General features: G+C 47.4%; 11 protein-coding genes. All 11 read right to left on the bottom strand.

Features of this window, described 5'->3' with window-relative positions:
* The coding region (locus tag FS806_RS26160; protein ID WP_222126651.1) for a hypothetical protein at window positions 1-449 on the bottom strand (449 nt) is incomplete at its 3' end.
* Window positions 450-1,512: 1,063 nt separating this feature from the next.
* On the bottom strand, window positions 1,513-2,007 hold the full coding sequence (locus tag FS806_RS11900) for a VanZ family protein (protein WP_186328338.1): 495 nt from the start codon (window positions 2,005-2,007) through the stop codon (window positions 1,513-1,515).
* 163 nt (window positions 2,008-2,170) lie between these two features.
* Window positions 2,171-3,382 carry a hypothetical protein gene (locus tag FS806_RS11895; protein ID WP_144936340.1) on the bottom strand — a complete coding sequence of 404 codons (1,212 nt, stop codon included), beginning with the start codon at window positions 3,380-3,382 and terminating at the stop codon, window positions 2,171-2,173.
* Between the two features lie 38 nt (window positions 3,383-3,420).
* Entirely contained in the window at window positions 3,421-4,581 is a 1,161-nt protein-coding gene (locus tag FS806_RS11890) for a DegT/DnrJ/EryC1/StrS family aminotransferase (protein WP_144936337.1), read from the bottom strand.
* Complete coding sequence (locus FS806_RS11885; RefSeq protein ID WP_186328337.1) at window positions 4,578-5,255, bottom strand: acetyltransferase; 678 nt, start codon at window positions 5,253-5,255, stop codon at window positions 4,578-4,580. The genes FS806_RS11890 and FS806_RS11885 overlap by 4 nt, the downstream gene beginning before the upstream one ends.
* Window positions 5,256-5,259: 4 nt before the next feature.
* Window positions 5,260-5,862 (bottom strand): sugar transferase, encoded by a 603-nt coding sequence (locus tag FS806_RS11880; protein ID WP_144936331.1) that lies wholly within the window; start codon window positions 5,860-5,862, stop codon window positions 5,260-5,262.
* A 42-nt stretch (window positions 5,863-5,904) separates the two neighbouring features.
* Entirely contained in the window at window positions 5,905-7,185 is a 1,281-nt protein-coding gene (locus tag FS806_RS11875; protein WP_144936328.1) for a nucleotide sugar dehydrogenase, read from the bottom strand.
* Window positions 7,178-8,371, bottom strand: a complete 1,194-nt coding sequence (locus FS806_RS11870) for a glycosyltransferase family 4 protein (protein WP_150959493.1) — start codon at window positions 8,369-8,371, stop codon at window positions 7,178-7,180. The genes FS806_RS11875 and FS806_RS11870 overlap by 8 nt, the downstream gene beginning before the upstream one ends.
* Before the next feature lie 35 nt (window positions 8,372-8,406).
* The gene (locus FS806_RS11865) at window positions 8,407-9,426 is read right to left on the bottom strand and encodes an NAD-dependent epimerase (protein ID WP_144936322.1); all 1,020 of its coding nucleotides are present in this window, start codon (window positions 9,424-9,426) and stop codon (window positions 8,407-8,409) included.
* Window positions 9,427-9,428: 2 nt separating this feature from the next.
* Entirely contained in the window at window positions 9,429-10,676 is a 1,248-nt protein-coding gene (locus FS806_RS11860; RefSeq protein WP_222126650.1) for a glycosyltransferase, read from the bottom strand.
* A 46-nt stretch (window positions 10,677-10,722) separates the two neighbouring features.
* Window positions 10,723-11,859: a glycosyltransferase gene (locus tag FS806_RS11855; RefSeq protein ID WP_144936316.1), complete on the bottom strand. Its 1,137-nt coding sequence runs from the start codon at window positions 11,857-11,859 to the stop codon at window positions 10,723-10,725.
* Between the last annotated feature and the right edge of the window lie 2 nt (window positions 11,860-11,861).

The following is an 11,861-nucleotide window of genomic DNA, read 5'->3' as shown; positions in this document are numbered from 1 at the left end:
AAATCTCCGGAAAGACGGACAAATCTGCATGTCTTTTTCCGGAAATAGCAGAAAATCGACGAAATCGCCAAATTCACGTGCACTTTTGCTGGTCTTTTGCTGATTTCAGCTAAAATCGGTCCAAAGACATGCACTTTTGCTGGTCTTTTCGGATACCCGGCGTGCTTTACCACTCCTACCTCCCAAAGTAGAACAAAAGTGCAGGTCTTTTTGCGGATATTCGGCAAATCTCCGGAAAGACGGACAAATCTGCATGTCTTTTTCCGGAAAATGCAGAAAATCGACGAAATCGCCAAATTCACATGCACTTTTGCTGGTCTTTTGCTGATTTCAGCTAAAATCGGTCCAAAGACATGCACTTTTGCTGGTCTTTTCGGATACCCGGCGTGCTTTACCAGTCCTGCCTCCCAAAGAAGAACAAAAGTGCATGTCTTTTTGCGGGTCTTCATTCTTTGAGCCGTGGGATTTCAAAAAGTCCGACAAACTCGGATCTTCATTCTTTTGGCCGCAGGCCTTCTAAATGTCCGACAAACAAAAGAACGAAGCAATGTGTTTGCTTACGGCTAAGTTTGTCCCCTGCCTATATTTACTTTATTACATTAACATGTATGCGCTTACTTTTCAATCTAAGTGAAGACATATGCTCCGGGGTCCGCTCGGTTTCCTGCTCTGATCCTTCGGTGACTGGAAATCAAAAGCATGGGACGATGCTCCCGATTATGATTGAAGGTTAGCGGTTGCGCGACCGGGTTATCGACTCTTTGGCGGGATTTGAGGAAATGAGGGTGCATCGCAAATCACTATTTGGCGTCAATTGGGTAGAATGGGTTGCTTTGGTGACACCCATTTAGCGGAAACTGGAGGAATGGGGGTGCATCGCAAATCACTATTTGGCTCCAATTGGGTGGAATGGGTTACATTGGTAATCCCTTTTTGCGAGGATTGGAAGAAACGAGGCTGCATCGCGAATCACTCTTTGGCGGGATTTGAGGAATGAGGGTGCATTGCAAATCACTATTTGGCTCCAATTGGGTGGGATGGGTTACATTGGTAATCCTTTTTTCACGGGATTGAGGGAAAACGGGCTTGCATCGCGAATCCCTTTTCCCGGGATTGGGGAAATGGAGGTGCATCGCGAACCCTTTTTGGCGTGTATTAGGGAAATGGGGTTCGTTGCGAATCACTATTTGGTGGGAATCAGGGAAAATAGGTTGCATTGGGAATCGCTATTGGGCGCGAATTCGATTAAATGGGTTACATTGGTAATCCTTTTTTCACGGGATTGAGGGAAAACGGGCTTGCATCGCAAATCACTATTTGGATCTAATTGGGTTTAATGGGTTAAATTGGTAACCCCTTTTTCACGGGATGTGGAGGAATCGGGGTTGCATCGCGAATCTTACAACGCGAATTCTGCGAGTATTTTATTCTTGCGGATGGCGGGGGAAACAGAGACGAATGGGAGGATCTTATGCTTATGCTCATGCTCCAAGGACTTATGATCCTCCAATTCTACGGCTGCCCGGACTCCCGTCCTCCCCGCAACGCGCTCTCTCTTCGGCTTGCCCGAAACCGGTGATAAACCAGGCTAACCAGCAGCAAGCCGATCAGCCCGCCGGACAAATCGATGAACACATCCTGAACGGCACCGGTCCTCTCGGCGCGATGCAGTTGATTCCATTCGTCGAGAATGGCGGTCATTGCGACTGCTGCGAGGATGAAGCAGCCCTTCACCATGAGGGGCATCCGGTAAGGAAGCAGGGCGATAGAAGCCAGCACCGCCAGCATGGCGTACATAAAGAGATGCGCCCCTTTGCGAAATACAAATTCGATGAAATGAACGGGGTCCTTCTTCGCAGAAATAATACTCTCGCGATACGGGAAGGACACATCCGGGAGCACTTCCTGCAATTTATCCTGCGAGAACTGCTGGTTCAGTAGAGGCTTCAGGCTTTGCGCCTGATACGGCTGGGACGACAGAATGAAAATGAGCCCCAGCCAAAGCAAAACAGGAATGCCATAGAGAAGCTTTCGTTTGATCGGTTTACCCTCCAGAAAATATGTTTTCTATTAAGTATATCCATTCTACTATTCCGGCAGACTGAAGCAGACTGATAACTACTATCGGATAAAAACATGTCATTATGAGCTATAAGCACAAGGTCAAGGTTTATTTGTTCAACCGGAAATTTGACTGGATCTTAATTCTAAACGTGGATAAGGTATAAGCTCCTGCCGAGTAAATAATTAAAATAAAAGGGAGTTTTTTTCTGAACATATCATCTCCCCCGGATAAAAACTCATACCCCATGTCTCTATACATAAGGTTGCTATGGCCAACAAGCGTCAATACGCAAGCGTAGATCAGCAATGTCAGCCCGAATAAGCAATAGGTGGATCGAGTGTCTCTGTTTAAACAGAAATTGATAACAGAAAACAGCAGGATGAGAGCGGTAAAAAATGATTCGATCGTCGGAAGAAAGAAATTACTCCAGTTTTCCATCGACAACGGATTAGGACTGATCAATATTCTGGCCGACATCGGAAACGCGTTGATGACGCCGAGGATACCGGCGGTTTTAAGCGTCCACGCGAGGGATAACAGGGTTGCCGCTAGCGCCGTTTTATATTTCCGCTTTATAAACACCCAGTAGCAAAAAATATAAGCAACGGCATACGGTCTTAAAGCAATAGCCAACGCAGCAAACAGCAAACATCTCACATATTTCTTTCTTATCATAAAGTAGCAGGCACAACCACCTAGCATTAAACTTAGCGAGTCTTTCAAGAAAGTCGAGGACCAATAAGATAAAGAAGAACTGAAAAACAAAAGAGGCACGACCATTTTGGCATACTTAGAATTATCCGGCATGAATTCCGATCCTAATTTGCCCCATAAATAAATGACCATGATAATAAAAGCGCCATTAAGGATGGCTATGGCCTGCGGCGACTCTGCATTTAATAGGCTGTAAAAAGGCATGTACACTAATCCATACTGAGAATAAGAGGTGGCATTGAAGAAACCATTCCGTTGAATATCATTCACGACGGCAGTGAAGAAACTATCTAAATCCCCGAATCGGAAAGTTTGTGCATAGTACCTTGTGGCATCAGGGCCTGTAATAGGATCCAAAGTTAAAAAGAACAAGATTTTAATTAACCCGAAATAACATATGGAAATCATTAAAAAGTGTGATCGGGATTCCCAGTTTAATAACATGGATGCGATTGTCATTAGAAGGATTGAAAGCAAAAACCCCAGCGATTCATCCACCCTAAAAATGACAACGCAAGTAATGGCGGAAGAGATTAGAAAGTAAAGTAAAACAGACGGAAAAACTTTGCATGTCGTTATTCTTGCGGCTGGTGATATATTCAAAAAAAGACACCTCCTTTCTCATCAAATATACCGGATAGTTAGCCCGTTACTTTGACCGTACGGTTCAAGCATGCTTTAAGCAGATTAATGACCCGCATCTGATCCTCCGTTGTCAGGCTGGAGCCGGAAGGCAAGCAGATCCCTCTCTCAAATAATTGATCGGACACACTGAATCCCGGTTCATGGGGATAGAATGCGCAGCCCTCGAACAATGGCTGCAGGTGCAGCGGCTTCCACACGGGCCTGGTTTCTATATTCCTATCCGCCAGAACATTAATCAGCTCCCCGGCAGATATCCCGCATCTCCTCTTGTCCACGGTCAGGGCAGTAAGCCAGCGGGTGGAACGGCCAAAATCCATCTCCGGCATAAACTGCACCCCGTCTATTCGGGACAGTGCCTCGAAGTACCTCTTAAAGATGTCTCTTCGCAGCTGTATCCGATTTTCAAGCACTTTCAATTGCCCTCTTCCCACACCTGCCAGAATGTTGCTTAAACGATAGTTATAGCCCATTTCACTATGCTGGTAATGCCGTGCCCGGTCTCTTGCCTGGGTTGCCCAGAAACGGGCTTTCTCCAAAGCGGCCAGATCGTCGGAGACCAGCATGCCGCCTCCGGATGTTGTAATGATTTTATTGCCGTTGAAGGAGAAGATCCCAAACTTGCCTAGTGTTCCGCTCATCTTGCTGTAGTAAGTCGCCCCCAGCGATTCCGCCGCATCTTCAACGATAGGCACCCCATATTCATTGCAAATGCGGAGTAATGGTTTGAAATCCGCGCTTTGACCGTACAAATTGACGATGACAACCGCCTTCGGAAGCTTTCCCTGGGCCGCATGATCTTCAAATGCTCTACGCAACGCCTCCGGAGACATATTCCAGGTGTTCGGCTCCGAATCGATAAAGACCGGTTTGGCCCCTTGATATACAATTGGATTGGCACTGGCTACGAAGGTGAGGGAAGAGCAGAACACCAGATCGCCTTCCCCAACTCCGAGCAAACGGAGAGCCAGATGAATGGCGGCGGTCCCCGAGCTGAGCGCTACCGCCCCCCGGCTGCCCACATAGGCGGCCATTTCCTGCTCGAATGCATCGACATTAGGACCTAGAGGAGCAATCCAGTTCGTGTCGAACGCTTCCCCGACAAATTGACGCTCGAACCCTCCCATGTGAGGAGGAGATAGAAGAATACGTGTATTCATGAATTATCGCCCCTTATAGAGTTACTGATTTTGTTTATCGGCTTAGCGGGGGAGCCTATTACCGTAGCTCCCTGTTCTACATCCTTTAACACAACGCTGCCTGCCCCGATTATGGCATCCTTGCCGATCCGGACCGAGGGCAGAACTGCTGCATTGGTGCCGATAACTGCACGGCTCTCAATCTTGACATAGCCGGAAATGTTATTCCCCGGATAAATAGTAGAGTAATCTTCCATTACGACATCATGACCGATGGTCGAATTGAAGTGAATAAGATTAAAGCTTCCGATCTGAATATTCGCGGAGAAGACGACCCCCTCCGTCACGATATTTCCTTGTCCCATCGCAACGAATTCATTTAGCTCAACTCGTGGATGAACGATATTGGGAAAACTCAAATAGGGGTTGAGCTTCAACTTGCGGATGAGTCTCTCCTTCACCGCCGGATTCGCGATCGCCAGAACTACATCGGACGGCTTCTCCACCGTCAGCAAACGGTCTGTCGTTCCCTTTACGGACAAATGGTTGACCTTCCGGCCGACCGTCCCGGTGTTGTCATCAATAAAGCCTTCAATGATCCACCTCGGATCCGACGCATTGATCGATTTCAACAGCTCCGCTATCCCTCTGCCCAATCCCCCTGTCCCAACAATATAGAGAGAGCGCAAATTCATCAGCCTACACCTCTTTGCTTCCCGTAAATCTCTGCACAATGACTTCATTGCTTTGATTTACGCCATCGGATTTAATCACTTTGACAAAAGTAAGTATGATTATTTTCAGATCCAGCCATAGAGACTGGTGGTTAACGTACCATACGTCAAGAGCAAACTTCTCCTCCCACGTAAGGGTATTCCTTCCGTTCACCTGAGCCCAGCCTGTCAGACCCGGCTTGACCTCCAATCTTCTCGCCTGCTCCCCGTTGTACAGCGGTACATAATCCATCAGGAGCGGACGGGGACCGACGATACTGATATCACCTTTAATAATGTTAAAAAGCTGCGGCAGTTCATCCAGACTGTATTTGCGCAAGATTTTCCCCAGCTTGGTGACCCGTTCTTCGTTGGTGAGCTTCACCCCGTCTTTCGTCATTTCATTCCTCATCGTTCGGAATTTAATGATCTTGAACGGCTGGCCTCCTTGCCCGGCCCTAATTTGAGTATAAAAAATTGGCCTACCCATTCTGATGTAAATGCACAGAGCGATAAAGATCATCAGAACGGACAGCGCCAGGAGAGCCGCAATCGATATGGCCAAATCCAAAGTCCTCTTGATAAACATTCGTATCACCGCTATTCCTTATTATCACTATCGATAGTGAAACTATAAATTCCAATAAGAAATATGAGCAGGAGCCTGTGAAGCATCCAAAGCCGATTTGACGTCCACGAATACCCCGGATTCGCCGTAGAGGCATTTTTTCAACCCGTCCCATCCCAAATCTTTGTACTCTTGGTGAGGCACCGCCAGAATGACCGCATTCGCTTTGCGCAGCTGTTCGAAGGGAACCAGCTCTATTCCATAAATCCGGTAAGCGTCTTCCGCCTCGGCGCGGGCATCGGATACTTGAACATCTACCCCGAACTGCTGCAGCTCCCGGATTATATCGATAACCTTCGAATTCCGCAAATCCGGCACATTTTCTTTGAAGGTAAGGCCGAGCACCGTTACACGCGATCCCTGGATCGGATTTCCTTTCAGGATCATCTGCTTCACCAGGGAGGTGGCAATGAATTGGCCCATTCCGTCATTAATTCTTCGTCCGGCCAGAATCACCTGCGGATGATAGCCTACGGCATCGGCTTTATGCGTCAAATAATACGGATCGACCCCGATGCAATGTCCGCCCACCAGTCCCGGGGTAAACTTCAGAAAGTTCCATTTCGTCCCGGCGGCCTGAAGAACCTCCGACGTGTTGATCCCCAGTCTATCGAAAATAATGGATAATTCATTCATAAGTGCGATATTCAAATCGCGTTGAGTATTTTCTATCACCTTGGCCGCTTCCGCCACTTTAATGGTGGAAGCCTTGAAGACTCCGGCCTCCACTACCGATCCGTAAACATCGGCAATGATATTCGAGGCTTCCTCATTCTGACCGGATACTACCTTGGTAATTTTCTTAAAGGTATGCTCCTTGTCTCCCGGATTGATCCTCTCCGGAGAATAGCCCACATAGAAATCCTTACCCGCGGTTAAACCCGAATGCTTCTCCAGGACAGGGATGCATATTTCTTCCGTTGCCCCCGGATAAACCGTGGATTCATAGACGACGATCGTATTCGGCTGCATATTCCGGCCAACCAGCTCCGATGCGCTGATTAACGGGCGGAAATCAGGCTGCTTCGAATCATCAATAGGTGTAGGAACCGCCACGATAATAAAATCGCACTCTCTTAATTTCGTCTCATCCGCGGTAAATTGAATTTTGCTGTTCTTAAGCTCTTCCGAGGAAACCTCCCCGGTATAGTCATTATGCGATTGTAAAGCGGCGATTCTTCCTTCATTAATATCGAATCCGATCGTTGGATAAGATTCTCCGAAAGCTACTGCAACAGGCAAACCAACATAACCTAGTCCTACAACTCCAATAGTCCTATCCATTCTTCTCTCTCCCTAATTTAGAAATATTGACTTGATTTTGATTTAAGCCGGCCAACATGGATTGATAGAGCTGATCCAGCCCTTCCCAGATGATCTCTGACCGGAAGCAGGTCTTAACCCTCTCATATCCGGCTTCCCCCATTCTTTGGCGGGTTTCCGGCTCATCAGCCAATCGATGAATGGCCATGGCCAGCTCATCGGCATTCCGCACAGGAACGATGATTCCTGTCTCGTTATCCGCCACCGTATCTCTTGCACCGGTGGCGTTAGTCGTTATTACCGGCCTTCGGCATGCGGCGGCTTCGAGCGAAACATTCCCGAATCCTTCGCGATAAGTGGGAAAAATAAAAACATCCATCAAATAATAGTAAGGCGCGGGATTATTGACGCGGCCTACATAGATGATGGATGGCTCCTGTTCGATCGCTTTGACTGTCTTCTCCGGCAGAGCTGCGGCATTATCATACGTTCCTGCCAATAATAGTCTTGCTTCGGGCCGGGATTTATGAACCTGGAGAAAGGCATCTATGAGCTCAACTATCCCCTTATCCCGCGTAATTCGGCCTATGTAACCTAACACGAAGCAATCTTTCAGGCCGTACTTCCGTCTCAGATTATCCGCTTCTTCGCTGTGCCGGCATGCTTCGAATTTGCTGACTTGAATCCCGTTGCTGCTGCCATGCCCCAGAACTATCGTTTTGGCCCGGGGCGCAAGCTTTAATTCTATCGCACGTTCTTTCAAGCTCTCACTTATGCAGATGACCCTATGTGCGCATAGACAAGCTATTTTCTCCATGAATAGGAGTACTTTTCTTTTAAAGCCGCTTGTCGTTTCCAGCCGAAGCCCTCTCAACGTATAGATCCGGCACGGAACCCTGGTCAAGAAAGCGGCCATTCCCGCCAGCAAGCCGGCTTTCGGGGTGCCGACATTAGAGATGGCCGGTTTATAGCGCCGATAAAATCGGATTAACCGCAGCAGCGAGAGGATGTCCCGGCGAAGCGAAATCTCCCTCTCCATAGGCACTTCATAAGTAAGCGTCCCTTCTTGGGCCGCCGCTTCCAGTTCTTCTCCGGGCGAAGATACCAAAGTCATTTCATAGCCCCGCTCTTTTAAATAACCGATTTGGCTCTTCATTAAATTCAGGCTTTGTGAGATGGTCACTGCATGGACCACTTTAATTTTCATCGTGTCACCCCCTTGTCTCCCCTGGCGCCAATACATCAGGAGCTTATTTGGTAATATTGCTTATACCAATCTACAAACCTGCCGATTCCGTCTTCGATACTCGTTCCCGGTTTAAAACCGACATCCCGCATCAGGTCGTCCACATCGGCAAACGTTGCCGGAACATCTCCGTCCTGCAGGGGCAGGAACTCTTTCTTGGCCGTGAGCCCGATCTTCTCCTCGAGCACTGCTATAAATCTGAGCAGCTCTACAGGCTGATTGTTCCCGATATTGTATAACCTGTACGGAGCATAGCTTGTACCGGGGTCTGGATGATCCCCTGACCAAGCGGAGTTCGGTTCCGGCTGTCTCCGGGTCAGTCTGAATATTCCTTCCACGATATCATCGATATAAGTGAAATCCCTTCTCATTTTTCCATGGTTGAATATTTTAATAGGTTCTCCGGCTATAATCGCTTTCGTAAACAAAAAGAGCGCCATATCCGGGCGCCCCCAAGGACCGTACACGGTAAAAAATCTTAAACCGGTGGTCGGTAATCCATAGAGATGGCTATAGGTATGGGCCATTAATTCATTGGCCTTCTTGGTAGCCGCATATAAGCTTAGCGGGTGGTCCACATTCTGGTGAACCGAGAAGGGCATCTTCGTATTGGCTCCGTAGACGGAGCTGGAGGAGGCATAGATCAGATGCTTTACGTTATTGTGGCGACAGGCTTCCAGTATATTCATGAAGCCTGCAATATTGGAATCGATATAGGCATAAGGGTTCGTTAGACTGTAGCGCACTCCCGCCTGGGCGGCAAGATTGACGACCAATTCCGGTTGATGCCGTTCGAAAACAGCTTGAATCGCTTCCCGATTCTCCAACGATTCCTGATGGAAGATAAACGAGCTGCTCTTCTCCAACTGTTCCAGACGGTCTCTCTTTAGCTGAACATCATAATAGTCATTGAGATTGTCGACTCCGATAACCTGATCGTTGTTTTGCAGTAGCTTCTTGGACAAATGAAAGCCTATGAAACCGGCTGCTCCCGTTACCATTATTTTTTTGCTCATCCTTACAGCACCTCGAATTCATCCATTTTTGATATTGTCTCTACTCTATCTCTCCCGGTTCTGACCGCTGCCGCAAATTCATGCCAGAATTCATCCCTGATTTTGTTCAAATAAGGGGAGGAATATTGGGAGGCGTGGGCGAAATTTCTTCGGGCAGCTTCCGCCATGGAAGTTTGATCCTTCAACAAATGAAGTAGTTTGCCCGCCAACTGTCTGTAATCCCCAGCCGGATGAAGATGCTCCGGAGGCAGCAATTCGGGAATCCCCCCTACACTGGAAGCCACGGATGGACAGCCTCTGCTCATAGCCTCCACTAAGGATCTGGGCAGCCCCTCGGTCTTGCTGGGCTGAATATAGAGGTCTATTTCATCCAACCATCTCAGTACGGGGCCTCCCCCCGGCAGCGACCCATCAAAAAAAACTTTATCCTCCAGATAAAGTTCTTTGGCCAATTTTATATAACGGGCAGGATCGCCATTCCCTAACACTCTCAATTCCGCGTTATGCCCGGATTGACGGATGATATCCAGAGCTCGGATGGCCGTATCGATTCCTTTATATTTCGACGCATAGGAGCCGATGAGACCGATTCGAATTTTCTTGCCGGCCGTAGTAGCGTTAATTCTCTCCAATCTCTGCAGAAGAACTGCCTCATCGACACTTGGGATCTCTACATTAGAACAGCCGACTTGCCTTCCTGTTGTATTGGGGTAGATTTCCTGCAGCTGCTTCTGGGTGACGTATAGCACGAAGGGGGCTTGCTTCACTATTTTTTTGTTCTTCAGCATACTGATCGGGGCCAACAGCTTTCCGAAAATATGCCCATGATTCCATAACGAGTTGAAAACGTCCCCCACCAGCTCTACCCCGTACATCTTCTTGTTCCTGGCTGCAATTCGAATGGCGATCTCGGAATACTCGCTCGGCATTCTGGCGATGACCGCATCCACTTCACTGATTATTTCCTCCATACGATTAACTACAATTGCCTTGTTGCGAATTCTCCGCTTGATGTCCGTCAAAGAAGGCAGGAAAATATGCTTAACGCGATGACCGCTGGATACGTTCGCTTCCTTTAATATTTTATTGTCTTTGATTTTCCTCCCCCTTCCCACAACGACAAGCTCGTCGAAATGGTTAAGGTATCTTCGCCAGACCTCATAGGGCAATTTGCCGTCGGAATAAACGACACCCTCATCATCATATTGGAAAGTATGCGAATGAACAAAAAGCACCTTTATGTTAACCACCCTCTTATGACACATTTATCCGATCATAAATTTACCGGCAGCAAGATCATTTCATGGCCTTATCCATTAGTTGAACATATTGCTCAGCGGCTTTGTCGATGGTAAAGGGAGTATTCCGAAACTCTTCATAAGCATGATCTTTGAAAGACATTCTCTCGCTTTCTCCTATTAACCCGACCGCTTCGGAAGCCCACAGCTCGTCATTTGCCTCTAAAGGCAGATACTTAAGAACTTTAAAGTAGGAGGCCAATTCCACTATAGGATCAATGCTACTGCCCAATACCGGAACCCCGCAAGCCAACGCTTCGAGAACCGCACCGGGAAGCCCTTCACGGATTGAAGGGTAAATCATCAGATCGGCTTGCTGCAATAATTCGTATACATTACTCTGAACTCCCAGAAAGAAGACTCTGTCCCGGATCGCATACTCTTCTATTTTCTCCCTTATCAGACCGGCTGTCGGTTCATTTTCCTTGCCAACCAAGAATAAATAATAATCCCCCTTTCGCAACATTTCTTTGAATACTTTAATTAATTTAATGTGGTTTTTCGCTTCCACCAATCTCCCGATATGAATAACGATTTTACTGTCTTCCCCTAGGCGGTACTTACTTCTCAACGATTTTTCCTCATCCACCGGCCCATTAATTTTGTTCAAGTCGATGCCATTATAGATAACCTCTGTCCGCTTGTCGTTTACTATATCCTTGCCCATGCTGGATACTATAGAGGACCTGCTCACGCCCAGGATTATCGTCGCATAGCGATTGATCAAGGACTTCATCAGATTGTACTTGTACCGCTGCAGCCTGCCTCCCTTTTTGCCGCTATCCGTCGTTCTGAAATGAGCGATTCTTACTTTAATTCCGGCGATTTTCGCCAACATTAATATTAATCCGGAGAAATAGTACATGTTGGAATGGACGACATGAATGCGATGTTGTTTCAACAGTTTGATAAACCTGTAAGGAAAAGTGATGCTTCTAAATTTACAGTAGGTCATTTGTCCGCCCATGCCGGCAATGAGATCATCCAGCTCGCCGCGTTGACCGCTTAAGGCGCAAAAATAAAAGGAGTAAGCATCAAGGTCGATTTTATCCAGCAGATCGATCGTCCTCAGCTCGGCTCCTCCCCGGTTCATTTTACTGAAAATATGAAGAATGTTTATTTGGTTGTTTGCCACAT

The organism is Paenibacillus sp. 32O-W (assembly GCF_007679495.1).
GTDB lineage: Bacteria > Bacillota > Bacilli > Paenibacillales > NBRC-103111 > Paenibacillus_L > Paenibacillus_L residui.
The sequence above is the reverse complement of the archived record's forward strand: the minus strand, read 5'-3'. Positions and strand labels throughout refer to the sequence as shown.

What these genes read in the sequence shown, in the direction of transcription:
- FS806_RS11890 (WP_144936337.1), bottom strand. Translation starts at nt 4,581, where the DNA reads ATGAATACACGTATTCTTCTATCTCCTCCTCACATGGGAGGGTTCGAG.
- FS806_RS11885 (WP_186328337.1), bottom strand. Translation starts at nt 5,255, where the DNA reads ATGAATTTGCGCTCTCTCTATATTGTTGGGACAGGGGGATTGGGCAGA.
- FS806_RS11880 (WP_144936331.1), bottom strand. Translation starts at nt 5,862, where the DNA reads ATGTTTATCAAGAGGACTTTGGATTTGGCCATATCGATTGCGGCTCTC.
- FS806_RS11875 (WP_144936328.1), bottom strand. Translation starts at nt 7,185, where the DNA reads ATGGATAGGACTATTGGAGTTGTAGGACTAGGTTATGTTGGTTTGCCT.
- FS806_RS11870 (WP_150959493.1), bottom strand. Translation starts at nt 8,371, where the DNA reads ATGAAAATTAAAGTGGTCCATGCAGTGACCATCTCACAAAGCCTGAAT.
- FS806_RS11865 (WP_144936322.1), bottom strand. Translation starts at nt 9,426, where the DNA reads ATGAGCAAAAAAATAATGGTAACGGGAGCAGCCGGTTTCATAGGCTTT.